Source organism: Lentzea sp. NPDC051213 (genome assembly GCF_044455585.1).
In the GTDB taxonomy this organism is placed as follows: domain Bacteria; phylum Actinomycetota; class Actinomycetes; order Mycobacteriales; family Pseudonocardiaceae; genus Lentzea.
Window position 1 is genome coordinate 167,295 of the sequence record NZ_JBITEX010000008.1, and the last position, 26,445, is coordinate 193,739.

Annotated in this window: 26 protein-coding genes, 1 tRNA gene and 1 pseudogene; 21 read left to right on the top strand and 7 right to left on the bottom strand. The window is 67.6% G+C overall.

Annotation, left to right across the window (positions count from 1 at the left end; translation table 11 throughout):
- Positions 1–16 precede the first annotated feature (16 nt).
- Entirely contained in the window at positions 17–1,072 is a 1,056-nt protein-coding gene (locus tag ACIA8G_RS32560; protein ID WP_396422531.1) for a glucose-1-phosphate thymidylyltransferase, read from the top strand.
- Here ACIA8G_RS32560 and ACIA8G_RS32565 read toward each other — a convergent pair.
- Together ACIA8G_RS32565 and ACIA8G_RS32570 are read right to left on the bottom strand one after the other, a co-directional pair.
- Entirely contained in the window at positions 1,069–2,106 is a 1,038-nt protein-coding gene (locus ACIA8G_RS32565; RefSeq protein WP_396422532.1) for a winged helix DNA-binding domain-containing protein, read from the bottom strand. The two genes, ACIA8G_RS32560 and ACIA8G_RS32565, sit on opposite strands and share 4 nt — an antisense overlap.
- A 9-nt stretch (positions 2,107–2,115) precedes the next feature.
- Positions 2,116–3,207, bottom strand: coding sequence for a phytase (locus ACIA8G_RS32570; RefSeq protein WP_396422533.1), 1,092 nt, complete (start codon positions 3,205–3,207; stop codon positions 2,116–2,118).
- A 55-nt stretch (positions 3,208–3,262) separates the two neighbouring features.
- Between ACIA8G_RS32570 and pnuC the strand changes: the two genes are divergently transcribed.
- From pnuC to ACIA8G_RS32595, 5 genes are all read left to right on the top strand, one after another.
- Positions 3,263–3,913: a nicotinamide riboside transporter PnuC gene (gene pnuC, locus ACIA8G_RS32575; RefSeq protein ID WP_396422534.1), complete on the top strand. Its 651-nt coding sequence runs from the start codon at positions 3,263–3,265 to the stop codon at positions 3,911–3,913.
- A 49-nt stretch (positions 3,914–3,962) separates the two neighbouring features.
- A complete protein-coding gene (locus tag ACIA8G_RS32580) occupies positions 3,963–4,991 on the top strand; it encodes an RNA-guided endonuclease InsQ/TnpB family protein (RefSeq protein WP_396422535.1) in 1,029 nt (342 codons plus the stop codon).
- The gene (locus tag ACIA8G_RS32585) at positions 4,973–5,170 is read left to right on the top strand and encodes a zinc ribbon domain-containing protein (RefSeq protein ID WP_396422536.1); all 198 of its coding nucleotides are present in this window, start codon (positions 4,973–4,975) and stop codon (positions 5,168–5,170) included. The genes ACIA8G_RS32580 and ACIA8G_RS32585 overlap by 19 nt, the downstream gene beginning before the upstream one ends.
- A 64-nt stretch (positions 5,171–5,234) precedes the next feature.
- The gene (locus ACIA8G_RS32590) at positions 5,235–6,404 is read left to right on the top strand and encodes a M14 family zinc carboxypeptidase (protein WP_396422537.1); all 1,170 of its coding nucleotides are present in this window, start codon (positions 5,235–5,237) and stop codon (positions 6,402–6,404) included.
- Positions 6,405–6,538: 134 nt separating this feature from the next.
- The gene (locus tag ACIA8G_RS32595; protein WP_396422538.1) at positions 6,539–7,750 is read left to right on the top strand and encodes a GNAT family N-acetyltransferase; all 1,212 of its coding nucleotides are present in this window, start codon (positions 6,539–6,541) and stop codon (positions 7,748–7,750) included.
- Positions 7,751–7,798: 48 nt separating this feature from the next.
- On the opposite strand, the gene aceE is transcribed toward ACIA8G_RS32595, so the two are convergent.
- The gene (gene aceE, locus ACIA8G_RS32600) at positions 7,799–10,588 is read right to left on the bottom strand and encodes a pyruvate dehydrogenase (acetyl-transferring), homodimeric type (protein ID WP_396422841.1); all 2,790 of its coding nucleotides are present in this window, start codon (positions 10,586–10,588) and stop codon (positions 7,799–7,801) included.
- A 290-nt stretch (positions 10,589–10,878) separates the two neighbouring features.
- Here aceE and ACIA8G_RS32605 point away from each other — a divergent pair, with 290 nt between their 5' ends.
- From ACIA8G_RS32605 to ACIA8G_RS32645, 9 genes are all read left to right on the top strand, one after another.
- Entirely contained in the window at positions 10,879–11,310 is a 432-nt protein-coding gene (locus tag ACIA8G_RS32605) for a DUF3052 domain-containing protein (protein ID WP_396422539.1), read from the top strand.
- 83 nt (positions 11,311–11,393) lie between these two features.
- Positions 11,394–11,858, top strand: coding sequence for a peroxiredoxin (locus tag ACIA8G_RS32610; RefSeq protein WP_396422540.1), 465 nt, complete (start codon positions 11,394–11,396; stop codon positions 11,856–11,858).
- A 36-nt stretch (positions 11,859–11,894) separates the two neighbouring features.
- Positions 11,895–11,966 (top strand) — tRNA-Val (locus ACIA8G_RS32615).
- 396 nt (positions 11,967–12,362) lie between these two features.
- The gene (locus ACIA8G_RS32620) at positions 12,363–13,271 is read left to right on the top strand and encodes a hypothetical protein (protein WP_396422541.1); all 909 of its coding nucleotides are present in this window, start codon (positions 12,363–12,365) and stop codon (positions 13,269–13,271) included.
- A gap of 282 nt (positions 13,272–13,553) precedes the next feature.
- Positions 13,554–13,925 carry a hypothetical protein gene (locus ACIA8G_RS32625; RefSeq protein ID WP_396422542.1) on the top strand — a complete coding sequence of 124 codons (372 nt, stop codon included), beginning with the start codon at positions 13,554–13,556 and terminating at the stop codon, positions 13,923–13,925.
- 82 nt (positions 13,926–14,007) lie between these two features.
- A complete protein-coding gene (locus ACIA8G_RS32630) occupies positions 14,008–15,207 on the top strand; it encodes a cytochrome P450 (RefSeq protein ID WP_396422543.1) in 1,200 nt (399 codons plus the stop codon).
- 15 nt (positions 15,208–15,222) lie between these two features.
- A complete protein-coding gene (locus ACIA8G_RS32635) occupies positions 15,223–15,690 on the top strand; it encodes a GNAT family N-acetyltransferase (protein WP_396422544.1) in 468 nt (155 codons plus the stop codon).
- A gap of 105 nt (positions 15,691–15,795) precedes the next feature.
- Complete coding sequence (locus tag ACIA8G_RS32640; RefSeq protein WP_396422545.1) at positions 15,796–16,089, top strand: hypothetical protein; 294 nt, start codon at positions 15,796–15,798, stop codon at positions 16,087–16,089.
- Positions 16,090–16,098: 9 nt separating this feature from the next.
- A complete protein-coding gene (locus tag ACIA8G_RS32645; RefSeq protein ID WP_396422546.1) occupies positions 16,099–17,124 on the top strand; it encodes a saccharopine dehydrogenase family protein in 1,026 nt (341 codons plus the stop codon).
- 120 nt (positions 17,125–17,244) lie between these two features.
- Here the strand turns inward: ACIA8G_RS32645 and lipA are convergent, their stop codons facing one another.
- From lipA to ACIA8G_RS32660, 3 genes are all read right to left on the bottom strand, one after another.
- Complete coding sequence (gene lipA, locus ACIA8G_RS32650; protein ID WP_396422547.1) at positions 17,245–18,246, bottom strand: lipoyl synthase; 1,002 nt, start codon at positions 18,244–18,246, stop codon at positions 17,245–17,247.
- 234 nt (positions 18,247–18,480) lie between these two features.
- Positions 18,481–19,371: an oxidoreductase gene (locus ACIA8G_RS32655; protein ID WP_396422548.1), complete on the bottom strand. Its 891-nt coding sequence runs from the start codon at positions 19,369–19,371 to the stop codon at positions 18,481–18,483.
- Positions 19,368–19,676 (bottom strand): hypothetical protein, encoded by a 309-nt coding sequence (locus ACIA8G_RS32660; protein ID WP_396422549.1) that lies wholly within the window; start codon positions 19,674–19,676, stop codon positions 19,368–19,370. Before ACIA8G_RS32660 ends, ACIA8G_RS32655 begins: the two co-directional genes overlap by 4 nt.
- A gap of 89 nt (positions 19,677–19,765) precedes the next feature.
- On the opposite strand from ACIA8G_RS32660, the gene ACIA8G_RS32665 reads away from it, so the two are divergent.
- The 3 genes from ACIA8G_RS32665 to ACIA8G_RS32675 all read left to right on the top strand — a co-directional run bounded on the left by ACIA8G_RS32665 (position 19,766) and on the right by ACIA8G_RS32675 (position 21,961).
- Positions 19,766–20,356 carry a TetR/AcrR family transcriptional regulator gene (locus tag ACIA8G_RS32665; protein WP_396422550.1) on the top strand — a complete coding sequence of 197 codons (591 nt, stop codon included), beginning with the start codon at positions 19,766–19,768 and terminating at the stop codon, positions 20,354–20,356.
- A gap of 66 nt (positions 20,357–20,422) precedes the next feature.
- The gene (locus tag ACIA8G_RS32670) at positions 20,423–21,103 is read left to right on the top strand and encodes an SDR family NAD(P)-dependent oxidoreductase (RefSeq protein WP_396422551.1); all 681 of its coding nucleotides are present in this window, start codon (positions 20,423–20,425) and stop codon (positions 21,101–21,103) included.
- A 252-nt stretch (positions 21,104–21,355) separates the two neighbouring features.
- Complete coding sequence (locus tag ACIA8G_RS32675) at positions 21,356–21,961, top strand: DNA-binding response regulator (protein ID WP_396422552.1); 606 nt, start codon at positions 21,356–21,358, stop codon at positions 21,959–21,961.
- 137 nt (positions 21,962–22,098) lie between these two features.
- On the opposite strand, the gene ACIA8G_RS32680 is transcribed toward ACIA8G_RS32675, so the two are convergent.
- A complete protein-coding gene (locus ACIA8G_RS32680) occupies positions 22,099–23,073 on the bottom strand; it encodes a sensor histidine kinase (RefSeq protein WP_396422553.1) in 975 nt (324 codons plus the stop codon).
- A 543-nt stretch (positions 23,074–23,616) separates the two neighbouring features.
- On the opposite strand from ACIA8G_RS32680, the gene ACIA8G_RS32685 reads away from it, so the two are divergent.
- From ACIA8G_RS32685 to ilvN, 3 genes and pseudogenes are all read left to right on the top strand, one after another.
- A complete protein-coding gene (locus ACIA8G_RS32685) occupies positions 23,617–24,432 on the top strand; it encodes a BTAD domain-containing putative transcriptional regulator (protein ID WP_396422554.1) in 816 nt (271 codons plus the stop codon).
- A pseudogene (locus ACIA8G_RS32690) lies at positions 24,433–26,160 on the top strand (acetolactate synthase large subunit); the annotation flags it as partial. It abuts the gene before it with no gap.
- Positions 26,160–26,426: an acetolactate synthase small subunit gene (gene ilvN / locus ACIA8G_RS32695; protein ID WP_396422555.1), complete on the top strand. Its 267-nt coding sequence runs from the start codon at positions 26,160–26,162 to the stop codon at positions 26,424–26,426. The pseudogene ACIA8G_RS32690 and the gene ilvN, both read left to right, overlap by 1 nt.
- Positions 26,427–26,445 lie beyond the last annotated feature (19 nt).

A 26,445-nucleotide genomic window follows, 5' to 3' on the forward strand; every position in this document is an offset into this window, starting at 1 on the left:
TCGCGGTGGAGGACCCATGAAAGCCCTTGTGCTGTCCGGAGGCGCGGGTACACGTCTGCGCCCGGCCGGATACTCGCTGCCCAAGCAACTCATCCCCATCGCGAACAAGCCCGTGCTCGAGTACGTGGTGGAGAACCTGCGTGATGTCGGGATCACCGACATCGGGATCGTGGTCGGTGACGCCGGGACCGAGATCTCCGAACTGCTCGGCGACGGGTCGTTCCTGGGGGTGTCGATCACCTACATCCAGCAGGACGTGGCGCTGGGCCTCGCGCACTGCGTGCGGATCGCCCGGCCGTTCCTCGGGGACGACGACTTCGTGATGTACCTGGGTGACAACGTGCTGACCGAGGGGATCGGTCAGATCGCCGACGAGTTCGCGCGGCTGCGGCCGTCCGCGCAGGTGCTCGTCGACAAGGTGGAGGACCCGCGGCTGTTCGGCGTGGCCGAGGTGGACGAGAACTCGCGCGTGACGCGGCTGATCGAGCACCCGCAGGAGCCGCGCAGCGACCTCGCGATGATCGGCGTCTACTTCTTCACGCCCGCGATCCACGCCGCCGTCGACGCGATCGAGCCGTCGTGGCGCGGCGAGTTCGAGATCACCGACGCGTTGCAGTGGCTGGTGACGCACTCCGGCGACGTGCGGGCGCGGATCTACTCCGGGTTCTGGAAGGACACCGGGAACGTCGAGGACGTGCTGGAGTGCAACCGCGAGCTGCTGATGGGGCTGCGGACGGACATCCAGGGGATCGTCGACGACGAGTCGCGGCTGATCGGCGAGGTCGTGGTCGAGGAGGGCGCGCGCGTGGTGCGGTCGTGCATCGTCGGGCCCGCGATCATCGGTCCCGGCACGCTGGTCGAGGAGTCGATCATCGGCCCGTACACGGCGATCGGCGCGGACTGCCGGATCACCGAGTCCGGGGTGTCCGACTCGATCGTGCTCAACGAGGCGTCCGTGCACAACGTGTCCGGGATCGAGACGTCGTTGATCGGCCGCCGGGCCCGAGTGGGGTCCGCGCGCCAGCACCGGTTGGTCGTCGGCGACGGCGCGCACGTCGACCTGGCCGCCTAGTTCACCCAGTCCTGAAGGCGGTCGCACTCCTCGGCGACCGCCTTCTGCCTGCTTCTGGGCAGTTGGTCGATGTAGTCGACGGTGATGGTGCGGTCTTTGGTGAAGGCCCAGGTGGCGACGACGTAGCCGTCGACGAGGACCGTGGGCTTGCCGCCGATGACCACGCCGAGCCGGTCGTCCGCGATGACCCTGCGGCGGTCGGCGTGAGCGAGCAGGATGTTGTCGAACTCGGGCAGAAGCCTTACCGGGACCGGGGTTTCCGGGTCGGGGCGCGGGGCGTCGGGGAGGTCGAACAGCTCCTTGCCCGCCTCGTTGCGGAAGGTCACGAGCTGGTCGCGGAGGCTTTCGAAGGTCTCGCCGAGTTTGGTGAGGCCGGCCCACTGCTGGGCGTCCATCACGGTCGACGGGCCGAACGCCTTGAGGTAGCGCAGGACGAGCTCTTCCTTCGCCATGGCCTGCTGCGGTTTTCCCAGCCAGTTCTCGACGGTCGTGCAGACGGCCCTGCCGCTGCTGTGCCACAGGCCGCGCGGCGGGAGCTGGACGAGGGCGAGCTTGTTGCGCAGGGCGTTGCCGAGGACCGTGTGCTCGCGGTCGGGCCAGTGTTCTTTGAGCTGCTTGCCGGCGTCCGCGGTGCCCTGCGGTTCGTCGTCGAGGATCTTGCGGCCGGCTTCGGCCACCGCGTCGAGGTCGAGTCCTTTGAGGCGTGATGCGAACGGGCCGCTCTGCAGCTCGCGGTCGAGCTTGATCTGCGTGAGGGGCCGGAGTCCGAGCGCGTCGCTCGCGCTGACCAGGTGGATCGTGCCGCGCATGAGCAGCAGCCGGACGGCCTGTTTGCTCGTCAGGAGGTCTTCGAGGTCCCGCGGCTGGAAGTGGGTGAGCCGGGTCCAGAGGCCGACGTACGGCGACTTCGGTTCCTGCGCCTGGATGCCGAAGAGGTGCTCGATGGTGGCGAGCGCGCTTTCGTCAGCGCGCTCGCGCAGCATCTGCCGTTCGATCAGCGCCCGGTTGAGGGCGTCCTGGCTCAGTGTCCCCATCGGGACAGATTAGAGCCTGATGAACGCGAATCCGGTGCCGTTGGGGCGTTCGCCGTCGTGGACGACGAGCAGGTTCAGCCTGCCGGTGACGATGTCGGCGCCGTCGGAGTGCTCGACGTCCTTGATCTTGAAGTCCTTCAGCGGCTTCATGTCCGCCTTGCGGTAGGCGACGAACCGTGAGTCGCCCTGGCTGGAGGCGAGCAGCACGTCGTCCGCGATCGTGAGGCCTTCGGCGTCGGCTTCGAGCCACTGGCCGCCGAAACCGGGGTTCGGGCCGTCGGCCTCGCACTCCTCGGTGTCGGGGTTGTACTTCTGCGGCGCGCCGAACGTGCGGACCTTGTCGACCAGCTGCGGCTTGCCGAACCCGTTCGCGCGCAACGGGATGCGCCAGATGCCGACGTCCTCCTGCGCCGCGTAGAGGGTCTGCGTCTTCTCGTCGATCACCATGCCCTCGATCTGCGGGCCCTCGCCGGGCTCGCCGCACACCGTCCACTTCTGGCCGTTCGGCAGGGTGAAGGTGTCCGGAAGGTCCACAGTGGACAGCTTCTTGGTGTCGTACTTCTTGTTGTCCTTGGTCACCTGCAGGAGCGCGATGCTGGTCTCGCTGCGCCGGCTGGTGACGACGACGTCCTTGCCGCTGATGTGACCGGCGGCCAGGCCGTAGACGGTGTGCTGCTCGTCGACCTCTTCCTCGGTCTTGCTGAACACCGGTTTGGTCGCGGGGTTCGTGACGTCCTTCGCGCCGCGTTCGTCCACCTGGAACACCCGGATCCGGTCACGTCCGCGGTCGCTGACGAACGCCAGGTCACCGAGGACGTCGACGTTGTTGTACCGGCCGGGCTTCGCGTCGGGCGTGGGCGGCGCGGGCGCCGGGTAGACGCCGATCGTGCGGCCGTCCAGGTCGAACGCCGCCAGGCCGCCTTCCTTGAGCGTGCCCAGGACCACACTGCGCTCGGCGTTGCGCGGGTTCACCCAGATGGCCGGGTCGTCGGCGTCCGCGGGCTCCTCGAACGTCTGCGTGATCACCGTCGGTGTGATGACCGGCGTGCTGGGCGCGACGAGGAACAAAGGCAGGAGCGTCAGCGCTAACGAAGATGACATGGTGGCAAGGTATGGAACACCGGTATACGGCGACTGAACCCCGGGGGAACAAGCCGTGTGGTACGAGCTGGGCATCACGATCTTGGGTCAGAAGATCGCGTACACGGAGCTGGTCGGGCAGGTGCTGGCGCTCGCGGTGGTCTTCCTCGCGCAGCGCCGTTCACTCTTGACCTGGCCCGTGCAACTGGTCTCGGTCACGCTGCTGTTCACGGTCTACCTGTCCGCGCACCTCGGCGGTCTCGCGACCCGGCAGATCGTCGTCGGCCTGATCGCCGTCTACGGCTGGCACGCGTGGGTGCGGCGCCGTGACCCGGTGTTCGGTGTGGTGGTGCGAGCCGGCACGTGGCGCGAACGCTTGACTGTTGTTGGCGTTTTCGCCGTGGGCACGGCCGCGTTCGCGCTGGTGCTGCAGGCCCTGGAGGCTTCCTGGGCGCCGTGGCCGGACGCCGCGATCTTCGTCGGCACCGTGCTGGCCTTTTCCTTGCAGGGCCTGGGCCTGGTCGAGTTCTGGCTGGTGTGGCTGGCGGTGGACTTCGTGGGCGTGCCGCTGCAGATCAAGTCCGGCCTGTACTTCAGCGCCCTGGTGTACGTGATCTTCGCGGGCCTGGTGATCCACGGCTACGTCGACTGGACACGAACCGCCCGACGGCTGGCCATGATTCAATCGGCGCGAGCCCCAGGCGCCAGGGCTTCAGGACGGGGGTAGTCGCCCCCGGCGCACTGGCCGAACACGTGTTCGATAAGATCGTGTGTGTGTGCTAGCCAGGTATCGCTATCGGATCGAACCTGCTGGGGTTCAGCGGGCGATGCTGGCGCGTACGTTCGGCTGTGCCAGGGTGGTGTTCAACGACGCCGTCCGCTGTCGGGACGAAGCCTTCCTTGTTGGAACGAGGCTGTCGCCAGCCGAGGTGCAGCGGCGGGTGATCACCGAAGCCAAGGCCCGAGTGGATCGGGCATGGTTGGCCGAGGTCGCGAGTGTGGCGCTGGTGCAATCAGTGCGCGACGCGCACCGGGCCTACCAGAACTTCTTCGACTCGGTCAGCGGCAAGCGTCGCGGCCGGAAGGTGGGCAGGCCGCGGTTCAAGTCGCGCAAGGACACCCGGCAGTCGTTCCGGCTGACCCGCAATGGTTTCACGATCCGCTCGGACGGGTGGCTGCACCTGGCCAAGATCGGTGACGTGCGAGTCCGCTGGTCCCGGGACCTGCCGTGCGAACCGTCCTCGGTCACGATCATCCGCGAACCGGATGGTCACTACTACGCTTCGTTCGTAGTCGAGGTCTGCCCAACGCCGCTGCCTGTCGTGGGACAAGAAGCGGGCGTAGATCTCGGTGTCAAGCGGTTGGCCACGGTCGCCACCACAGTTGGCGCCCAGATGGACATTCCGAACCCGAAGCATCTGATGCGCGGTTTGCGTCAGCTCGCCCGGCTGCAACGTGAACTTGCACGTCGCGTCAGGGGCAGCGCGAATCGGACCAAGACCCGGCGCAAAGTCGCAGTGCTGCACGGCAAGATCGCCCGTGCCCGGCGGGATCATCACCACAAGCAGGCCCTCACGCTGGTCCGCGAGAACCAAGCGATCCACCTGGAGGACCTCAACATCGCAGGCATGGTCCGCAACGGCCGGCTGTCACGGGCCATCCACGATGCCGGATGGGCGCAGTTCGTCCGGCTGATCGAGGAGAAAGCCGAGAAGTACGGCCGGACGGTGGTCACGGTGTCCCGGTGGCTGCCCAGTTCAAAACGTGCTCGGACTGCGGACACGTCGTGGACGTCCTGTCGCTGAACATCAGATCGTGGGTCTGTTCCGGCTGCGGCACCACCCATGACCGGGACCACAACGCAGCCCGCAACATCCTCGCCGCCGGGCGGGCGGAGAGACTAAACGCCTGCGGAGTCCAGGTAAGACCACCCCTCGGGGAGGCACCGGGCGATGAACCAGGAAGCACCCCGGAAGCGGCGTAGCTGCGCGGGAATCCCCGACCTACGGGCCTGGGAAGCACGTCAAACAGGCGGCAAAGTCTCCCTTATGAGGAGACTGATCGCATTACTGGCTGCTGCTTCGTTGCTGGTTCCCGTTCCGGCTGTCGCCGCTGCACCGCCGCGCACCGGATTCGAGCAAACCGGCAACTGGACCACCGAGGCCGAGGAACAGGCCTACCTGCGCGCTCTCGGCCTTCCCGTGTCCCAGATCGGTGTGACGGCCCAGGGCCGCCCCGTCCAACTCGTGCGCGTCGGCCCCGCCAACGCCCGCACGGTCGCGTTGTTCATCTGCTCCCAGCACGGCGACGAGCCCGCGGGCCGCGAGGCGTGCCTGATCCGCATGCGCTCGCTGCCGCGTTCGTCGTCCGTCACCTACCTCTTCGTCCCGAACGCGAACCCGGACGGCCGCGTCGCGGACACCCGCGGCAACTCCGACGGCATCGACATCAACCGCGACCACCTGTTGCTGAGGTCCGCCGAGGCCCGCGCGATGGCTTCCGTCATCCGTGACTGGAAGCCCGACGTCATCCACGACCTCCACGAGTTCGGCCCGACCGCGCCGTACTACGTGAAGGACGTCCTCTGGCTGTGGCCCCGCAACCTCAACGTGGCTGACGGCGTGCACTCACTCTCGGAGACGTTGTCGCGCTCCTACGTGCGCCCGTCCGTCGAGGCGGCCGGCCGCACCTCCGGTGTCTACGGCATCTACGTGGACCCGGTGACCGGCGAGCCCATCCGCCAGGTGGCCGGTGATCACCAGGAGCGCATCCTCCGCAACACGGGAGGGTTGAAGCACGGCATGGGCCTGCTGGTCGAGACCAACGTCGACGGGACCCCCGCTTATCGCGTCGAGTCCCACCTGCTCGCTCTGGACGGCACCCAGTCGTTCGTCCGCTCGAAGCGCTCGGCCATCGAAGCCGCCAACGCCGCGTCGCGTGCGGTCCGCTCCGGCCCGCTGTACTTCGGCGGCGCCGACAACCAGGCCCCGGACCCGTCGGACGTGCTCGCTTCACCGCCGTGCGGCTACGTCCTCACCGGTGCCCAGTACCGCGACTTCCAGGACGAGCTCGCTCTCCACGGCATCAAGTCCCAGCACCTCCGAGGCGGCGATCGGATCGTGCCGCTGAAGCAGGAGGCTCGGGCCCTGCTCCCGCTGCTGTTGGACGCCCGCGCCGACGAACCGCTCCTGAAGGCTCAGCCCGTCGCCCAGTGCTAGCCCTCTGACCAGCACTTATCCCACCGGATGCAAAAAACGTTTGCGGACGTCCGCAAACGTTTTTTGCACAACTGATATATCGGCGCACTGATATATCGGTCGTAAGCGATCTTGGTACGTGGTCCGATGGCGCGATGCGAGTCGAGCAGTACAGCTACTTCGCGCTCTTGAGCGAGACGATGCCGGCGGCCGACATCGCGCGCCGGCTCGGCGTCGAACCGGACGAAATGCTCGTGCGCGGCAGCCGGCGGCCGGAGCACGACCTGCCTCGCATCCATGCCTGGAAGATCGTCCGGCGTGGCAACGAGCGCGTGGACGAACAGATCCAGCACGTCGTCGACCGGCTCAAGCCCCTCCGCGACGAACTCGTGCAGCTCACCGCCGAACCCGGGATCACCGCCCGGCTGATCGTGGTGCGCTACTTCCGCGACAGTGCCGACGACGCGGATGTCGGCTGGTGGGTCTCGGTGGAGTCGCTCGAGTTCCTCGCCGCGATCCGCGCGTCGCTGGACGTCGACGAGTACGACATGGTCGAGTCCCGTGACCAAAGCCTGCGTGAGGTCGACACGGGCCTGCTGACGAGCATGGAGCAGAACCTCGCCGAGCACGCCTGCCACCTGCACCGGCATCTCGCACGCGCGACCGTGGTGGAAACGGACGATCTCCTCATCGCCGACAGCGGTCTGGACGACGACACCTTCAACGTCGTGGCGGCAGCCAGGTTCACCGCGGACACCGTCGTGGCCCGCGTCGCGGAGACGGCGAGTGCGCTGGCGGCCACCGGGCGCCCGTTCTGCTGGTGGGTCGGTCCTGCCTCCACCCCGCGGGACCTCGGCCCGGTGCTGATGCAGGCAGGTCCCGCCGCGATGGCGACCGAGGCGGCGATGTGGATGGACCTCGCCGATGCCGCCCTGCCCGAGCCGCACGCCGGCGGACTCGAGATCCGCCGGGTGAGAACCGAGGCAGAACTCGCGGACTACGCGACCGTCCTCGCAGCGAACTGGGACCCGCCCGCCGCCGCGGTCCGCCGGTTCTACGCGGCTGCCGCGGTGCCCGCGTTGCGCAGCCAGGCCCGCCACCTCGTCGGGTACGTCGACGGCCACGCGGTCTGCGCGGCGGAGGTGTTCCTGCACGCTGGCGTCGCCGGGATCTACAACATCGCGACCCTCGCCGCCCACCGCCGGCGTGGCTACGGCGGTGCGATCACGTTGGCCGCGTTGCGCACCGCACGTGCCGAGGGCCACCGCACCGCCGTTCTGCAGGCCTCTGAGGACGGTGAGCCCGTCTACCGGCGTCTCGGGTTCACGATCGCCGGTCAGTTCACCGAGTACGCCTTCCGGACGTGAAAAGGGCCGCCCCGCAGCAGCGGGACGGCCCCTCAACAGCCCTCAGAGCTACGCCAGGCCGGCGTCGCCCGTCGACGGCCCAGCGGCCTGCACGTCGTCGATGCGGTACTTGCGGGCCGCCTCGACGACCTTGTCCTGGCCGACCTCGCCGCGGCGGGCCAGTGCGGCCAGCGTGGCGACGACGACGGACTCCGCGTCCACCAGGAAGTGGCGGCGGGCGGCCGGGCGGGTGTCGGAGAAGCCGAAGCCGTCCGTGCCCAGGGTCGTCATGTCGGTCGGGACGTACGGGCGGATCAGGTCCGGGATCGCCGACATCCAGTCGGAGACCGCGACGACCGGGCCCTGCACGTCCGCCAGCACCTGCGTCACGTACGGCACGCGCGGCTCGGCGTCCGGGTGCAGCAGGTTGTGGCGGTCGGTGTCGACGGCGTCGCGGCGCAGCTCCGAGTACGACGTGGCGGACCACACGTCCGCGGAGACGCCCCACTCGTCGGCCAGCAGCTGCTGGGCCTTCAGCGCCCACGGGAGGCCCACGCCGGAGCCGAGGAGCTGGGCACGCGGCCCACCGGTCTCCGGGCCCTCCTGGTAGCGGTAGAGGCCCCGCAGGAGGCCTTCCACGTCCAGGTTCTCCGGCTCGGCCGGCTGGACGTACGGCTCGTTGTAGACCGTCATGTAGTAGAAGACGTTCTCGGCGTTCTCGCCGTACATCCTGCGCAGACCGTCCTTGACGATGTGCGCCACCTCGAAGGACCACGCCGGGTCGTAGGCGACCACGGCCGGGTTCGTGTGCGCCAGCAGCAGCGAGTGGCCGTCGGCGTGCTGCAGGCCCTCACCGGTCAGCGTGGTGCGGCCCGCGGTGGCACCCAGCACGAAGCCGCGCGCCATCTGGTCCGCCGCCGCCCACAGGCCGTCGCCCGTGCGCTGGAAGCCGAACATCGAGTAGAAGATGTAGATCGGGATCATCGGCTCGCCCTGCGTGGCGTAGGACGTGCCGACCGCCGTGAACGACGCCGTGGAACCCGCCTCGTTGATGCCCTCGTGCAGGATCTGGCCCTGCTCGGACTCCTTGTAGGCGAGCATCAGGTTGGCGTCCACCGAGGTGTACGCCTGGCCGTTGGGGTTGTAGATCTTCTGCGTCGGGAACATGGAGTCCATGCCGAACGTGCGTGCCTCGTCCGGGATGATCGGCACGATGCGCGGGCCGATCTCCGGGTCCTTCGCGAGGTCGCGGACGAGCCGGACGAACGCCTGCGTCGTGGCGACCTCCTGCTTGCCGGAGCCGTTCTTGATGCCGTTGTAGACCTTGTCGCCCGGCAGCACGAGCGCCTTGGCCTTGGTGCGGCGCTCCGGCACGAAACCACCCAGCTGACGGCGGCGCTCCAGCATGTACTGGATCTCCTGGCTGTCCTGCCCGGGGTGGTAGTACGGCGGCAGGTACGGGTCCTTCTCGAGCACCTCGTCGGAGATCGGGATGCGCAGGCTGTCCCGGAAACCCTTGAGGTCGTCCAGGGTCATCTTCTTCATCTGGTGCGTCGCGTTGCGGGCCGCGAAGTGCGGGCCGAGCGAGTAGCCCTTGATGGTCTTGGCGAGGATCACGGTCGGCTGGCCGACGGTCTCGGTCGCCGCCTTGTAGGCCGCGTAGACCTTGCGGTAGTCGTGGCCACCGCGCTTGAGGTTCCACACCTCGTCGTCGGTCATCGGGTCGACGAGCGCCTTCGTCCGCGGGTCGCGGCCGAAGAAGTGCTCCTTGATGTACGCGCCGTCGTTCGCCTTGTAGGTCTGGTAGTCACCGTCCGGCGTGGCGTTCATGAGGTTCACGAGCGCGCCGTCGCGGTCCGCGTGCAGCAGCGCGTCCCACTCGCGGCCCCAGACGACCTTGATGACGTTCCAGCCGGCACCGCGGAAGAACGACTCGAGCTCCTGAATGATCTTGCCGTTGCCGCGCACCGGCCCGTCGAGGCGCTGCAGGTTGCAGTTGACCACGAACGTCAGGTTGTCCAGCTGCTCGTTCGCCGCCAGCTGCAGCAGGCCGCGCGACTCCGGCTCGTCCATCTCGCCGTCGCCGAGGAACGCCCACACGTGCTGGTCGGACGTGTCCTTGAAGCCGCGGTCACGCAGGTAGCGGTTGAACCGCGCCTGGTAGATCGCGTTCATCGGGCCGATGCCCATGGAGACCGTGGGGAACTCCCAGAAGTCCGGCATGAGCCGCGGGTGCGGGTACGACGGCAGGCCACCGCCGGGGCCCGCGTGCGAGAACTCCTGCCGGAAGCCGTCGAGCTGGTGCTCGGACAGCCGGCCCTCGAGGTAGGCGCGAGCGTAGACACCGGGGGAGGCGTGGCCCTGGATGAAGACCTGGTCGCCGCCGCCGGGGTGGTTCTTGCCGCGGAAGAAGTGGTTGAAGCCGACCTCGTAAAGCGATGCGCTGGACGCGTACGTCGAGATGTGACCACCAACACCGACACCGGGCCGCTGCGCGCGGTGCACCGTCATCGCGGCGTTCCAGCGGATCCACGCACGGTAACGACGCTCCACCTCCTCATCACCGGGGAACCACGGCTCCCGCTCGGTGGGGATGGTGTTGACGTAGTCAGTGCTGGTCAGCGAGGGGATGCCGACCTGGTTCTGGCCCGCCCGCTCCAGCAGCCGCAGCATCAAATAGCGCGCCCGCTGCTGACCGCCACCCTTGAGAACCTCGTCGAACGACTCGAGCCACTCGGACGTCTCTTCGGGGTCGATGTCCGGCAGGTGTGCGGCCAGACCGTCACGAATGACACGCACCCGCTCGGGGCCGGTGTTCTGCGGGCTCAAGGTGTCTCCTCGGCTTCGTTGGCGGTACATCGCGCTGGCCCGGAAACCGTGCCACGCGGTCCTATCGTTGTCCTTGCGCGACGACTTCGTCACCGCTACTGATCGGTAGTTCTGGATCGTGTCGCTCACGCGCGCGCGATAAGAGGTATGTAGAGCATGCCTCCTGCCAGTCTAGGGATCTCCACAGGGGTGCCTGTTACGGCGTGTCACGTGGTCAACAGTTGCGCCGGAGGTAGCCGACAGTGTTCGCTAGCCCGAGTATCGGACTTGGCGGCAGTCTTCGAGGCTGTCGCTCTTGCGTAGTTGGAGGAGTGAAAACCGTGGTCGCCGCGGAAGACGCCGGCAAGCTCGGCGTCGCCGACAAGCTCGGGATCGAATCTGGCCAGGTCGTCCAGGAGCTCGGATGGGACGAGGACGTCGATGACAACGTCCGTGCCGCCATCGAGGAGCGGATCGGCGGTGACATCCTCGACGAAGACGCCGACGAGGCGGTGAACGTCGTTCTGCTGTGGTGGCGCGAGGACGACGGCGACCTGGTGGACGCTCTGCTGGAGGCCACCGGTGTGCTCACGGAAGACGGCGTGATCTGGGTTCTCACCCCGAAGACCGGCCGTTCCGGCCACGTGGAACCGAGCGACATCGCGGAGGCCGTGCCCACCGCGGGCCTCGCGCAGACCTCGAACATCAGCGTGGCCGACGACTGGGCGGGCGTGCGGCTGGTGTGGCCAAAATCCACCAAGGCCAAGCGCTGAGCCAAGTTCGGCTGACATAGGCTTGATCCACGGGCGTTCCCGGCGCCCGTGGATTGTCCTGGTCAACCGGAGGGGTCTGTTTCATGGCGGTCGAGGTCGGTTCGGAAGCCCCGGACTTCACGCTCAACGACTACAACAAGCAGCCCGTCGCGCTGTCGTCGTTCCGCGGCTCGAAGAACGTGCTTCTGGTCTTCTACCCGTTCGCGTTCAGCGGCATCTGCAACGGCGAGCTCTGCCAGTTGCGCGACGAGCTCGCGACCTACGAGGACGAGAACGTCCAGGTGCTCGGCGTCTCCGTGGACAGCCCGTTCGCGCTGAAGGCGTGGGCGAACCAGGAGGGCTACCAGTTCCCGCTGCTCTCCGACTTCTGGCCGCACGGCGCCGTCGCGCAGTCCTACGGCGTCTTCAACGAGGCCGTCGGCATGGCGCTGCGGGGCACCTTCCTGGTCGACGTCGACGGCGTTGTGCGCTTCGCCGAGGTCAACGCGCCGGGTGAGGCCCGGGATCAGGACGCCTGGAAGAAGGCCGTAGCCTCACTCAAGGCATGATGTAGCTGTACCCCTGCGTCTGCGGGCGTGGGGTTGGGGCGTGTAGCTCAGCGGAAGAGCACTCGGTTTACACCCGAGCGGTCGCAGGTTCGATCCCTGTCGCGCCCATTCCGCTCTGGGCGAGGTGTGTCGACGGAAAGCGTCGACCACCTCGCTCCATTGTGTTTTCTGGGGGGCGACCCCCAGACCCCGCCCGGCGGGCTCCGCCCCCCGGACCCCCGGTTCGGTCTCGCTTCGCTCGGCCGCTTGGGCGGTGCGAAAGGGCCTCAACCGCCCTGAGGGCGCCGTTGGCATCACCGACGGATATTGTTTGACCACCCCTGAATCATCAGATGAGTTTATTTCGCGTCTCATCCTGAGACGCTTCGCGCCTGGAAAAGGTGTAGTCGAATGAGCATTGGTCGGCTCTCGAGGAATGCCTAGCCTTCATCCAGCGCCCGTACCGGGTGGCAATCAGGTGGGTGAGGAATTGGCGCCAGCCTGCCAGTGGCAAAGGGGATCTCGGTGAAAATGCGAATGGCGAAACTGACGGCGGTGTTCGCCTCTGCGGCCGTCATTATTTCGTTGGCGAGCGCGTCAGCGCAGGCCAACGTCGGCGAAGTGCCCGGAAACATCCCTCAGGTTTCATGTGACTTGTCCACTGCGTGTGTCACCGAACTGGGGAAGCTGAGTGAACAGGCGGGCGCCGACGGGAGAATCCAGACGGTCTCCCTCAAGGTGAGCACGAAGGGGTGGGGAGTCAACAAAGACAACTACCTCAGGTACCGTCACTTCGCCCGGCTTTCGGCGGAGTGCTGGGCCGAGTGCCGGGCGAACGAGGAGAAGAAGTACTCCTCTCATACCGTGCAGATCTCCAGCAAGACGCCGGTGCTGAGCAGGCAGATGAGGCACTTCAAGATCGACCCGAACCTGGTCAACTTCCACAGTGACGACACGCTGGCAATCGTGGTGCAGGACATCGACACCAAGGCGCTGCCGGCATGGGCCGCAGCAGTCATCGCGGGTGCCCTCACCCTGATCGTGCCGGCTATCGTTGCGGTGCCGTGCTTGGCGCTTATCCCAGAATTGCCGGTGGTCTGCGGCGCGGTGGCGGGCGCCATCACAGAGGGATTTGTGACCACCGCCGAATCTCTGATGCTGGGCGAAAACCTCAAGGACAAGGCTGTCTACACCAAGATCATCGCCAAGATGATTTTCGGCGCATTCGCCGGTGTTGCTGCCAGGTATCTCGACGTGTTGCTCCTCAAGAAGGCCATTTCGCAATGGTTCAAGAGGGGCGGGTATTGGCTCCGGGATGGGGCGAAGTCCTGGTGGGTTCCCACCAGTGTCGCCAACGGGGCCGCCAGTGCCGGCCACATGATGGCTGGCATCGCAGAACCGGTCGAGGACGCGTTGAGGCAAGCCCGGAGCTGATCCAGTGCCTCTCGCTGACTGAAGCTCGCGTGACGCGGCCACCTGTTCGATTCGAGAAGATGCGAATGCATCTCGAGCTGAACAGGTGGCCGCTGGCGCTAGATCACTCTTCCTGGGCGCAACGAGTTCGCTATGAGTGCAGCTCGATGAGCCGGAGATGGTTCGCCACGGCCACCCGGTACCACCGGAGAGTGGGAACACCTGGAAAGGGCCGGGGCGGTGCCGTATTTTTGGCGTCTGCCGGGGACGTTTGGCCCCGCCGCCCCCTAAGGACGACGACCTGTGAAGCGCAAGGGCAAGGCCGCGAAGCCCGTCCCGACCACCGTCACGCAGGAGCAGATCAAGCTGCTCGCGCTGGTGGAACAGGGTGGCGTGCATCGTGGTGCCACCAGCTGGTACCTGGAGCACCGGCCGGCCAAGCAGTGGGACGCCGACGACCTGGAGATCCTGCAGCGGCGCGACTGGATCACGTGGGAGAAGCCGGACCGGGCTATCGACCACGGGATGGCGGCGCCCGTCGACATCACGGCGGAGGGGCGGGCGGCGTTGCAGCACCACCTGCCGGAGTGGGTGTTGGGGCGCAAGGCCATTGCCGCACCGCCGCCGCGGTTGCCCGCGGTGGAGACGATCGGTGTGCTGGACAAGCTGCAGTAGCCAATTGGAACGATGCGTGGCAGCGAGCCTCGGTACGGGTAGAAACAAGGGCAGAGCGATCCCGACGGAGGCGAGCCCGGACATGTCGAACCTGTTGACCGGCGGCGATTTGCGTGCCCGCGACCACCACCGGATCGAGGACGACGCGCGTGCGCAGGGGCCGCTGCACGGCGTGACGTTGCCCAACGGTGTTCAAGTGCAGGTGGTCACGGCCGGGCTCGACGTCACCCGCAAGCTGCTCGCGGATCGGCGGCTGTCCAAGGACAGCGACGCGTTGCAGCGCGAGATCAAGCGCCAGCTCGCCGAGCTCGGCAGCACCCAGACCGAGCTCGCCGGGCTGTTCGGGCCGAGCATGCTCAACAGTGACAACCCGAAGCACGCGCGGTTGCGCGCCTTTGCGGTCAAGGCGTTCACCGGTCAGGCCGTGGAGCAACTGGCGCCGCGCATCGAGGAGATCACCGCGGAGCTGATCGACGGGCTGCCGGTCGGTGAGGAGATCGACCTGGTCGACGCGCTGGCCGTGCCGATGCCGTTGCACATCATCGGCGAGCTGCTCGGTGTGCCGGAGGGCGACCGTCCGCGGGTCCGGACGTTGATCGAGACGATGATGTCGATGGACCCCGAGGTGTCGCAGCCGGCCAGCGACGAGCTCGGGCAGTACTTCTTCTCCTTGCTGAGCGGCGACACGCTGGATGAGAGCTCGTTGTTCGGGGCGTTGACGAAGGCCGACGACGACGGCGACCGGCTGAGCCACGACGAGCTCATGGCGATGGCGTTCCTGCTCGTGATCGCGGGCCACGAGACGTCGGCCAGCCTCATCGCGAACGTCGTGCACGACGCGTTGGACAACGAGCTGTGGGAGAAGGTCGCCGCCGACCCCGAGCTGGCGCCGGTGCTCGTCGAGGAGACGCTGCGGCACAACTCACCGGTCCGCAGCGCCACGCACCGGATCACCACGGAGCCCGTCGAGATCGACGGCGTCACCGTTCCCGGGAACACGCTGCTGCTGATCAACCTCGGCTCCGCGGGACGGTGCCCGGTCGCGCACGAGGACGCCGCGCAGTACCGCATCGACCGCGCCACGACGGGGCACGCCACGTTCGGCCACGGCCCGCACTACTGCCTCGGCTCGGCGCTCGCCCGCCTGGAGGTCGAAACCGTGCTGCGCCAGCTGACCGCCCGGTTTCCGCGCGCGACCTACTCCGGTGACGAGCAGCCGGAAGTGACGCACAACGACATCATGGCCAGCCTCAAAACGCTTCCTGTCGTGCTGCGGCGCTGACCTAGGCTGGCCCGTATGGAGATCATCCAAGGGGGAGCGGGGGACGTCGACACGGCCGCCATCATCTGGGCACACGCGGTCACCGCCCGGGACGGCTACGACGAGGTTCCCACTCTTGAAAAGGCGCGTCCCGGTATCGAGAACGCGGTGGCGAACGAACCGTCGGTGCTGTTGCTGGCGCTCGAAGGCGGTGCGGCGGTCGGCTTTCTCGCCGGAGGTCCACAGGGGACAGACACGGCCTACATCAACTACGTGGGCGTGCACCCCGACGCGTGGGGCAAGGGTGTCGGCGAGGCGTTGCTGCGCGCGCTGCCCGAAGCGTTGATCACGCGCGGGTACAAGGCCGCGGAGCTGTTGGTCTACGTCGACAACCCTCGGGGCGTGCGGCTCTACGAACGCCTCGGGTGGATCAAGGTCGGCGACCCTGCGCCGCATCCGCAGCACGGCCGACTGGAGCAGCGCTACTCCTTCGCTGTCTCGTAGCGGACAACTGGGGCAGAGGAACGTTTAGCCGGGGATTAGGGGATCAACCCCAATGCGGCTGACCAGGGCTATCGCCAAGTCCATTTGAGACGTAACTTTTGCTCCATGTCAGTGCGCACGTTCGCCGTCGTCGTGGGTCTCGCGTTCTTGCTCGGAGGGAGCGCGATCCTGTTCGTGATGCTGGCCGTGGAGGCGCCCAGCGGGTCGCTCATCCCGTGCGGCAACGGCCTGGGCATCGGGTTCGACGAGCCCGCCGCCGCGGCCGTGAGTCCGGCCTATGTGGACATCTGTGCCGATTTGAGGCATCGCAGGCTGCTCTGGGCATTGCCCGTCATCGGGGTGGGAGCACTACTGCTGATCGGCTCTTTGGTCGCTTCGCGTAACGCTACCCGCCGGTAGGGTCGCCTTATGACGTGGATGGTCTACGGCGCCAACGGCTACACAGGACGTCTCATCGCCGAGCTCGCGCTCAAGCGCGGGGAGCGGCCGATTCTCGCTGGGCGCTCGCAAGAGAAGATCGAGCCGATCGCCGCGGCGCTGGGGCTGGAGCACCGGGCGTTCGACTTGAGTCAGGCGCGGGCGCATCTGGAGGACGTCGATGCCGTCGTGCACTGCGCCGGCCCGTTCGCGCACACCTCGGACGCGATGGTCGACGCCTGCCTGAAGAGCCGCACGCACTATCTAGACATCACCGGTGAGATCGACGTGTTCGAGTCCGTCGGGCTGAGGGACGTCGACGCGCGCAAGGCCGGCATCGTGCTGTTGCCCGGCGCCGGGTTCGACGTCGTGCCCACGGACTGTGTCGCCGCGATCTTGAAGAACGCGCTCCCCACCGCGACGCACCTCGACCTCGCGTTCGTCGTCGGAGGAGGAGCGAGCGCGGGTACCACCAAGACGTCCGTGGAGGCCGCCGCCGTCGGTGGGCGGATCCGGGAGAACGGCGAGTTGAAGAGCGTCCGAATCGGACACCGCCGCCGCACCGCGTACTTCCGGTCCGGGCCGCGGGAGGTCGGCAGCATCCCGTGGGGCGATGTCAGCACCGCCTACCGCACGACCGGCATCCCGAACATCACCACGTTCACGATCGTGCCGGGCGTGCTCGGCCAGCTGCAGCAGGTGTTCGCGCCGGTGTTGCAGACCCCGCTCGTGCAGAACTTCGCGAAGTCCGTCGCCGGGAAGGTGAAGGGACCGGACGAGCGCAAGCGCGCCAACACCAGGGCCGAGGTGTTCGGCGAGGCGTGGGACGCGAAGACCAAGGTCGAGTGCGCCATCACCACCCCGAACGCCTACAGCCTCACCGCGGACTCCGTGCTGCGGGCCATCGGCAAGATCAACGGCGTGGCACCCGGCGCGCACACGCCGTCCAGTGCGTTCGGTGCCGACTTCGTGCGCGAGCTCGACGGCGTCGTCGCCTGCGAGGTCCGCTTCAACTGAACCCGCAGGTCAGCGTTGGTGGGTGACCACTGATATATCAGTTATGCAAAATACGTTTGCGGACGTCCGCAAACGTATTTTGCATAAGGGCACCCGCGAGGGGTGCCTGGCAGCGATATATCAGCGGGGGGCGAGCAGGCTGGTGATCTCCTGCGACGCGGAGACGGTCAGCAGGTGCTGGAGGTTCTCCGGGAGGTCCTCGCCGCGCTTCTGCTTCGCCTCGGCGTACAGGCGGCCGGCGCGGTAGGAGGAGCGGACCAGCGGTCCGGCCATCACGCCGAGGAAGCCGATCTTCTCGGCCATCTCCTTGTGCTCGACGAACTCCTCGGGCTTCACCCAGCGCTCGACCGGGTGGTGCCGCGGCGACGGGCGCAGGTACTGGGTGATGGTGATGATGTCGCAGCCCGCGTCGTAGAGGTCGTTGAGCGCCTCGGTGACCTCCTCGGGGGTCTCGCCCATGCCGAGGATCAGGTTCGACTTGGTGACCAGGCCGAACTCGCGGGCCTTGGTGATCACCTCGAGGGAGCGCTCGTAGCGGAACGCGGGGCGGATGCGCTTGAAGATCCGCGGCACCGTCTCCAGGTTGTGCGCGAGCACCTCCGGGCGGGACTCGAAGACCTCCTGGAGCTGCTCCGGGACCGCGTTGAAGTCCGGGATCAGCAGCTCGACGCCGGTGCCGGGGTTCATCTCGTGGATCTGGCGGACGGTCTCGGCGTACAGCCACGCGCCGCCGTCTTCCAGGTCGTCACGCGCGACGCCGGTGACCGTGGAGTAGCGCAGGCCCATCGCCTGCACCGACTCGGCGACGCGGCGGGGCTCGTCGCGGTCGAGGTCGGCGGGCTTGCCCGTGTCGATCTGGCAGAAGTCGCAGCGCCTGGTGCACTGCTCGCCGCCGATCAGGAACGTGGCCTCGCGGTCTTCCCAGCACTCGTAGATGTTGGGACAGCCGGCTTCTTCGCAGACCGTGTGCAGGCCTTCGCGCTTGACCAGACCCTTGAGCTCCCGGTACTCGGGGCCCATCTTCGCCCGCGTCTTGATCCACGAAGGCTTCTTCTCGATCGGCGTCTGGCTGTTGCGGACCTCGAGCCGCAGCAGCTTCCGACCCTCAGGTACCACAGTCACGACCTCACCCTACGCTGCGCCACCACGTGTCCGGCGTCACGCACATCTCACCCGAGGGTAAGTGCCAAAACCAGGCTTCTGGTGGAGCGCTCGTTGTTCACGATCTGTTGTTTACGCACATGGCGTCGAACATGAACAACACCGCAGGGCTGAAGATGTTCCCGGCCCGGAGGTGACGACCGGGCCTCGCCGGTGCCTTCCCGACTCCCCCCATGGTGAAGGCGCCGGCACCCCCTAGGGCAGATCCGGCGTGATCCCGGTGAGCTTGACGGTGAGGTCCCAGAGACGGGTCGCGGCGAGATCGTCGCGGGCCGCCGAGGTCATCCGCGCGACGGCGGGGTGGCCGCGCATGCCGTTGAAGCCGTCCGGGCCGTAGTACTGGCCGCCGCGCGCTTCGGGTGACGTCGCCGCGTACAGCTGCGGCAGCGCGCCCATCTCGACTGACTGCGAGGCCAGGTGGCTGATCCGGCCGCCGATCCGCAGCAAGAACGACTTGTGCGCGTCGGCTGTGTTGTTGGTCAGCTCGGTGACCGTGAGGCCGGGATGTGCCGCGATGGACGTGACGTCCGGCGAGCGACGCTCCAGCTCACGCGCGAAGAGGATGTTCGCGAGCTTCGACTGCCCGTAGGAGCCGCGGTAGCTGTACGAGCGACGTTCGTAGTTCGGGTCGTCGAAGTCGATGCGGCCGTACTGGTGTGCGAGAGACGCGACGGTGACCACGCGTGCGCCCGGACGTTGCTTCAGCGCGGGCAGCAGCAGCCACGTCAACGCGGCGTGGCCCAGGTGGTTGGTGCCGAACTGGCGCTCGAAGCCGTCCACTGTGGTGCCCAGCGGGACGGCCATGATGCCCGCGTTGTTGATCAGCACGTCGAGCGGGCCGACCTTCTCGGCCGCCGCGCGCACGGAGCCGAGGTCGGCGAGGTCGAGTTCGAGGACCTCGGCGGAACCGGTGACCGTCCGCCTCGCCGCTTCGCCTCGTTCGGTGGAGCGGCAGCCCATGATCACGTGGGCACCCCTGGCCGCGAGCACCTGGGCGGTGCGCAGGCCGAGACCGGAGTTCGCGCCGGTCACGAGGACGGTGCGGCCGGTCTGGTCAGGGATGTCGGCTTCGGTCCAACGACTCATGGGGTCATTCCTACCGCCCGGTAACTGCCGAGCGATAGGTGTGCGTCGAGGATCGCGCGCAACGTGGGCTCGTCGGCGGCGAGGTCGGCGGTCACGCGGTCCTCGTCGACCGGGCCCTCCAGTGCGGCGGTCTCCATGCGGGCGGTCAGCTTGTTGTGCCAGCGGTGGTCGAGCGCCAGCAGCAGTTCGTTGCGTGAGGAGAACACGTCCGGATCCACGATCAGCGGTGCGGACGGGTCGCGGCGGGCGTCGCGCAGGACGGCGTCGAGCGCGTCGCGGCGGCGGTAGTGATCGGCCCAGCCCATGTCTCGTACCCCCGGTCTCTCGCATACCCTCGGTATGACACGACCATACCACCGGTACGTACCGACGGTATGTGAGATACGTTTCGGGCGTGCGAACACGACGCGCCGAGTACTCGGAGGCGACCAGGCAGGCGCTGGTCGACAGCGCGGTCGACCTGTTCACCAAGCGCGGGTACGCGGGAACCTCGCTCGACGAGGTCGTGAAGCGCGCCCGCGTGACGAAAGGTGCCCTCTACCACCACTTCAGCGGCAAGCAGGCGTTGTTCGAGGCGGTGTTCGCGCAGGTCGAGACCGAGTCGATCGAGTCGCTCACCGCGGTGATCACCGGTGAGGGCGATCCGTGGGAGATCGCGGTCGCGGGCCTGCGCGCGTACGTCCGCAAGTGCCTCGATCCCGAATATCAGCGGATCATCGTGCACGAGGCGCCGGTGGTGATGGGCTGGGAACGCTGGCGCGAGGCGGAGGAGCAGTTCAGCTTCGGTCTGCTGAGGGCCTCCGTGCAGCTGCTCGTGGACGCGGGGGAGATCGAGGACCTGCCCGTGGAGATCATGGCGCGCCTGCTGTTCGGCGCGTTGTCGGCGGGCGCGAGCACCATCGCGAGTTCGTCCGATCCGAAGCGCACCGGGCGTGAGGTCGAACGCGCGATCCTGCGGGTCCTGGAGGGATTGCGCAAGAAGTAGTCGAGTTCGGCCCTAGCGGCCGGGCGCAACGTCGATCACCACGCGGACAACGAGGTGGTCAGCATCATGATCGAACCGGTCAACACGCGCCTAGGACTCGACGACAAGATCGCTCTCGTCACGTCGGGAACGCACGGGCTGGGTCTCGCCATCGCGAGCAAGCTCTGCGACAACGGCGCACACGTCATCCTCACGACATCTGACGACGACGTCGACCTCGAGCGCGCCAAGACCGTGCTCGCGGGCAAGCCCGGCTCGGTGACCGTCACCCAGCTGGACATCCACGACGAGCATTCGGTGCGGCTGCTGCTCGACCGGGTCAAGGAAGAACGCGGGCAACTCGACGTGTTCATCCACCACGCCGTGTCGCCGGACCTCACGCCGTTGCTCAACATCGTGGAACCGCTTGCCAAGGCGCTCGTCGACGGCGGGCGCGTGGTCGTCGCCGGCTACACGGTGACGCCGGTGCACGGCGTGATCCGCACTCTCGCGCTGGAGATGGCTTGGTACAAGGTGGCGGTCAACGCCGTCGTCACCACGGTCGTCGACAACGGCCCCATGAACATCGATCCGGACCTGGTCGACCGGCTCGCGATCAAGAGCCCGTCCGGCCGCGTCACCCTGCCAGAGGACATCGCCAACGCCGTCGCGTTGCTCTGCACCGACGAGGCCGCGTGGATCCAGGGTCAGGTCATCACCGTCGACGGCGGTCTCGAACTGCTGGAGCGGTGGGGAGAGACCCGCTGAGTCACGAGTTCCCGGGCCGAATCGCTTGTAGCCCCTCGCCCTCGGGCACTGCTCGAGCCGGGCTGCTTCCCGATTCGGTCCTTGAGCTATCTGTGAGCGACCGGTGACCCTTTGTCATCCGCCGATTACGGTTATTAATTGGCTTTAGCGCATACGGAGTAACGCTGAGCGCAGTCGGCCTCAATGCTTGTCCTGCATGGTCACCGAGTGTAAAACTCGAAATGGTGACCTGGGGGCAAGCAAGGGGGTCGGATGATCAGAGTGCTACTCGCCGAGGACGTGCAAATGGTCCGCGGTGCTTTGGTCGCTTTGTTGAATCTCGAACCGGATATTGAGGTCGTCGCGTCGGTCGCTACGGGTGACGAAATCATCGCCGCTGTTGAGAAGAACAAACCGGACGTAGCGGTCCTGGACATCGACCTCCCGGGGATGGACGGCCTTTCCGCGGCCACCGTCATCCACGACACCGTCCCGGAGACCCGCACGCTCATTCTCACGAGCCTGGGACGGCCGGGCACTCTGCGCCGGGCTCTCAACGCCCGCGTGAACGGCTTCATCCTCAAGGACGCCCCCGTGGGCGAACTCGCGGATGCCATCCGCGGCGTCTCCGTCGGGCGCCGGGTGATCGACTCCCAGCTCGCTCTTTCTGCGTGGGACACCGACGAGTGCCCCCTGACGCCGCGCGAGCTCGAGGTGCTTCGGCTCGCCTCCGACGGCGCGGACGCCATGGAGATCGCCACGACGCTGTTCCTGTCCGTCGGCACGGTCCGCAACTACCTGACGGCCGCCACGGCCAAGCTCGACGCCCGCAACCGCGTCGACGCCGTCCGCATCGCCCGCAAGTCCGGCTGGTTCTGACGCCCGCCTGAGTGCCCGCCGCCGCGGCCTTTGCAACGAGTCTTTTGACGACGAAGTCCAAAGTCTCATTGCTAGGGGGCTGGTCAGAAGGGGTGGGGGAAGATCAGTTGTGGCGTGAGCGGCCGATATATTGGATATCAGGCGGTGGGGGACGCGGCCGGGATGGCGGCGTGCACGTGGAACGAGTCGGTGCCGACGTGGCGGGCGCTGAAGGTGCCGCCGGCGGCCTTGACGCGCTCGGCCTGGTTGCGGACGCCGTTGCAGTCGAGGGAGACAGGGCGGGCGGCGGCGCCGTCGTTGATCACGTCCAGCAGGACGGTGGTGCCGCGCTGGTGGACGCCGATGGTGCAGGTCTGGGCGTCGCTGTGGCGCAGGACGTTCGTGACGGCCTCGCAGAGGACCGCGGCCAGCACCGATTCGACCGGCTCGGAGAGCGGCTCGTGGTGGAGTTCGACGCGGACGTCGATGTTCGACGCCGCCAGCATCGCCTTGGCCGAGTCGGACGTGTCGACCAGCGATAGCGGGCGGTAGGCGCGGGCCAGGGAACGCACGTCGGCCAGGGCGTGGTGGGTGATATCCAATATATCGCTGATGTGCGCTTTGGCGTGGTCCGGGCATTCGACGACGATCCGGTGGGCCAGTTCGCTCTTGAGCTTGATCGCGCTGAGGCTGTAGCCGAGGAGGTCGTGCAGATCGCGGGCGACGCGGACGCGTTCGGCGGCGACAGCGGCCACGGCGGTGTCGACCCCGGTCTCGGCGACGGGGACCGGGGTGGGGACGGGGGCGGGGTTGAGCGCGATCTCCGGGAATGCGACCAGGGTGCGGTGGGTGGCGAAGCCGGTCGCGAGGCCCGCGAGCAGGAGCGCGGTCGCGGTGGTGGCCATCATCGCCTCGCCGTGGGCGGCCTGGGCGATGCCGGTCGCCACCACGGTCGCGACGAAGACCGTCCAGCCGAACACGGGGCGCAGCACCAGCAGGGCGTTGCCGGCGACGAGGCCCGCGACGCCCGCCCAGGAATGGCCGAACGCGGCGTACGGCAGCACGAGCAGGGCAGCCTGGGCGAAGAGCACGAGGTTGCGGCGCAACGGGCTCAGCGGGCGGAAAAATGTCACTTGCAGTAGTACAAGTACCGCTAAATCAATGACCGACACCGCCAATTCGGTGGTCTTGCCGGCGAGAAGTAGCGCGCGGGTCAGGTCGGTCAGGCAGACCGCGGCGAAGACCGCGACGATGATCGCGCGGTATCTCGGTATCGCAGGCGATGCATTCAACTTGCCCCCCAAGAGCAAACCGCCCCAGAGCAACGGTGGTTCCCCGGTACTGCGGCAGTACTGAGGCACGCGCCCAGGCCCGAATACTAGACAGGTGAGGGCATCTCAAGGCGCCGTTCTGAATCGGTGCAGTACGTTCTGCCGCTTTGATCCGCCGGTCAATATCACGCGAAAGGACCAGTATTTTTTCCGATTGCTACCGCATGTGTTCGGATGATTACCGGGCGGGACGGTTTGGGTTCGTTTGAGTATATGAATTTCTCACGTCCGGCGCAGTAGATGGCCATCTTGGAGTCATGGCCGGATACGTGGCGTTCGATAGCCCGGCTCAGGTGAACTTGATGGCACGACCAAGTCGACCGCCGCTGATCAGGGGAGGCTCCAATGGAGATCAAGGTTCTCGGACCGCTGGAGGCACGGGAGAACGGCGTCTCGATCGCGCCGAGCGCGGTGAAGCCCCGCCAGGTGCTCTCGCTGCTGGGCCTGCAGGCCGGGCACGTCGTCACGGTTCCGACATTGATCGAAGAGCTTTGGGGGATGACACCGCCACGCAGCGCACTTACGACGCTGCAGACCTACGTGCTGCAGGTGCGCCGGCGCATCGAGGCGGCCATGCCGGGTGAGGGTCCGGGGGTCGCGAAGAACGTTCTGGTGACCCGTTATGGCGGCTACATGCTGGACGTGCCGCCGGAGAGCGTCGACGTCCGCAGCTACGAGCGGCTCGCGAGTGCGGGTCAGCGCGCGTTCGAGGTCGGCGACCTGGAATCCGCGAGCAGGCTGCTGCGCAGTGCCGCCGACGTGTGGCGCGGGCCGGTTCTGGTGGACGTGCAGATCGGCGTCCGGCTGGGCATGGAGGTCACCCGGTTGCAGGAGAGCCGTCTCGGCGTGCTGGAGACCCGCATCGAGGCGGACCTCCAGCTGGGCAAGCACCAGTCGCTGCTGAGCGAGCTGTCCGTGCTGACCGCGCAGCACCCGATGCACGAGAACCTGTGTGCGCAGTACATGCTCGCGCTCTACCGGGCGGGCCGGCAGTGGAAGTCGCTGGAGGCCTACCAGTCGCTGCGGGACACGTTGATCGAGGAGCTGGGGCTTGAGCCGTCCGAAAGGCTGCGTCAGTTGCAGCGGGCGATCCTGAGCTCCGAACCGTCGCTCGACAAGCCTCTGTCCCCTCGCCAGCTGGAGCGTCAGCTCGCGGGCTGAACCCGTTCGGGAGCAACCGTGGATACCACCGGTGCAGGTGCGTTGGTCAAGGCACTTGAGGACGTCGGCTGCGAGGTGATCTTCGGGATGCCGGGCGGGGCGATCCTGCCCGCGTACGACCCGCTGTTCGACTCGGTGAAGATCCGGCACATCCTGGTGCGCCACGAGCAGGGTGCCGGGCACGCCGCGCAGGGGTACGCGCAGGCGACCGGCCGGGTGGGCGTGTGCATGGCGACATCGGGGCCTGGGGCCACGAACCTGGTGACGCCGCTCGCGGACGCGTACATGGACTCGGTGCCGATCGTCGCGATCACCGGTCAGGTCGCGCGCAGCGTGATCGGCACCGACGCCTTCCAGGAGGCGGACATCCGCAGCATCACGTTGCCGATCACCAAGCACAGCTTCCAGGTGCACGACCCGGCCGACATCCCGCGGGTGATCGCCGAGGCGTTCACGCTCGCCGCGACCGGGCGGCCGGGACCGGTGCTGGTGGACCTGCCCAAAGACGTGCTGTCCTCCGCCACGACCTACACGGCGCCGACCCTGAGCGCCCCGTCCCGCCCGGTGCTCTCGCCGGTGCAGATCCGCAACGCCGCGCAGCTGATCGCGACCTCACGCCGACCCGTGTTCTACGTCGGCGGGGGCGTGATCCGCAGCGGCGCGGCGGGAGAGCTCCTCAAACTCGCGACGCGGACCGGGATTCCGGTCGTCACCACGCTGATGGCCCGCGGCGCGTTCCCCGACTCGCACCGGCTGCACCTGGGGATGCCGGGCATGCACGGCGCGGTCCCCGCCGTCGCCGCGCTGCAGCGGGCCGACCTGCTGATCGCGCTGGGGACCAGGTTCGACGACCGCGTCACCGGACTGCTGCCGCAGTTCGCGCCGCACGCCGCGGTGGTGCACGCCGACATCGACCCGGCCGAGATCTCCAAGAACCGCAAGGCGGACGTCGGCATCGTCGGCGACTGCCGCGACGTGCTCGCCGCACTCAGCGCCGTCGTCCACCAGACCCCTGACCTGACCGAGTGGTGGGCGTACCTGGACGGCCTGCGCACGACCTATCCGCTCGGCTACGACTGGCCGGCCGACGGCATGCTCGCCCCGCAGTACGTGATCGAACGGCTCAGCAAGCTCACCGGCCCGGAGGCCATCTACACCGCCGGTGTCGGCCAGCACCAGATGTGGGCGGCCCAGTACGTGAAGTACGAACGCCCCGGCTCGTTCATCAACTCCGGCGGCGCGGGCACGATGGGCTTCGCCGTGCCCGCCGCGATGGGCGCGCAGACAGGCGCACCGGACCGCACGGTGTGGGCGATCGACGGCGACGGCTGTTTCCAGATGACCAACCAGGAACTCGCGACCTGCGCCGCCGAGGGCATCCCGATCAAGGTCGCGATCATCAACAACGGCAACCTCGGCATGGTCCGGCAGTGGCAGACCCTGTTCTACGACGGCCGCTACTCCAACACCAGGCTCGGCACCCACCAGCGGCACCCCGACTTCGTGAAGCTGGCCGAGGCACTGGGCTGCGTCGGGCTGCGCTGCGAGGAGCAGTCCGAAGTGGACGGCACGATCCTGGAGGCCATGGCGGTCAGGGACCGGCCCGTGGTCGTCGACTTCGTGGTGGGACAGGACGCCCAGGTGTGGCCGATGGTCGCCGCGGGCACGGGCAACGACGAGATCATGGCCGCGCGGGGCATCCGGCCCCTGTTCGACGAGGAAGAGTGATGACCAGACATTCGCTTTCCCTGCTGCTGCGCAACGAACCCGGCGCGTTGGCCCGGATCGTCGTGCTGTTCTCCAGCCGTGGCGTCGACGTCGAGTCGCTCAGCCTCGCGCCCGCCGAACGAGGCGACCTCTCCCGGCTCGACGTGGTCGTCGAACTGCAGTCCGGCCGCACGTCCGCCCAGCTGATCAAGCAGCTCGGCCGGATCGTCGACGTCAAGAGCGTGGTCGACCGCACGCACGACGAGGCGCTCGAACTCGGCGCGTAGACAGGCAGAAACGGCCGCC

Excerpts from the sequence above, each read along its gene's own strand:
- ACIA8G_RS32640 (WP_396422545.1), top strand. The coding sequence starts at position 15,796 with ATGTCAGTGCGCACGTTCGCCGTCGTCGTGGGTCTCGCGTTCTTGCTC.
- ACIA8G_RS32610 (WP_396422540.1), top strand. The coding sequence starts at position 11,394 with ATGGCGGTCGAGGTCGGTTCGGAAGCCCCGGACTTCACGCTCAACGAC.
- ACIA8G_RS32565 (WP_396422532.1), bottom strand. The coding sequence starts at position 2,106 with ATGGGGACACTGAGCCAGGACGCCCTCAACCGGGCGCTGATCGAACGG.
- ACIA8G_RS32560 (WP_396422531.1), top strand. The coding sequence starts at position 17 with ATGAAAGCCCTTGTGCTGTCCGGAGGCGCGGGTACACGTCTGCGCCCG.
- ACIA8G_RS32675 (WP_396422552.1), top strand. The coding sequence starts at position 21,356 with ATGATCAGAGTGCTACTCGCCGAGGACGTGCAAATGGTCCGCGGTGCT.
- ilvN (WP_396422555.1), top strand. The coding sequence starts at position 26,160 with ATGACCAGACATTCGCTTTCCCTGCTGCTGCGCAACGAACCCGGCGCG.
- ACIA8G_RS32570 (WP_396422533.1), bottom strand. The coding sequence starts at position 3,207 with ATGTCATCTTCGTTAGCGCTGACGCTCCTGCCTTTGTTCCTCGTCGCG.
- ACIA8G_RS32670 (WP_396422551.1), top strand. The coding sequence starts at position 20,423 with ATGATCGAACCGGTCAACACGCGCCTAGGACTCGACGACAAGATCGCT.
- ACIA8G_RS32635 (WP_396422544.1), top strand. The coding sequence starts at position 15,223 with ATGGAGATCATCCAAGGGGGAGCGGGGGACGTCGACACGGCCGCCATC.
- ACIA8G_RS32595 (WP_396422538.1), top strand. The coding sequence starts at position 6,539 with ATGCGAGTCGAGCAGTACAGCTACTTCGCGCTCTTGAGCGAGACGATG.
- ACIA8G_RS32590 (WP_396422537.1), top strand. The coding sequence starts at position 5,235 with ATGAGGAGACTGATCGCATTACTGGCTGCTGCTTCGTTGCTGGTTCCC.
- ACIA8G_RS32645 (WP_396422546.1), top strand. The coding sequence starts at position 16,099 with ATGACGTGGATGGTCTACGGCGCCAACGGCTACACAGGACGTCTCATC.
- ACIA8G_RS32685 (WP_396422554.1), top strand. The coding sequence starts at position 23,617 with ATGGAGATCAAGGTTCTCGGACCGCTGGAGGCACGGGAGAACGGCGTC.
- ACIA8G_RS32630 (WP_396422543.1), top strand. The coding sequence starts at position 14,008 with ATGTCGAACCTGTTGACCGGCGGCGATTTGCGTGCCCGCGACCACCAC.
- aceE (WP_396422841.1), bottom strand. The coding sequence starts at position 10,588 with ATGTACCGCCAACGAAGCCGAGGAGACACCTTGAGCCCGCAGAACACC.
- ACIA8G_RS32655 (WP_396422548.1), bottom strand. The coding sequence starts at position 19,371 with ATGAGTCGTTGGACCGAAGCCGACATCCCTGACCAGACCGGCCGCACC.
- ACIA8G_RS32660 (WP_396422549.1), bottom strand. The coding sequence starts at position 19,676 with ATGGGCTGGGCCGATCACTACCGCCGCCGCGACGCGCTCGACGCCGTC.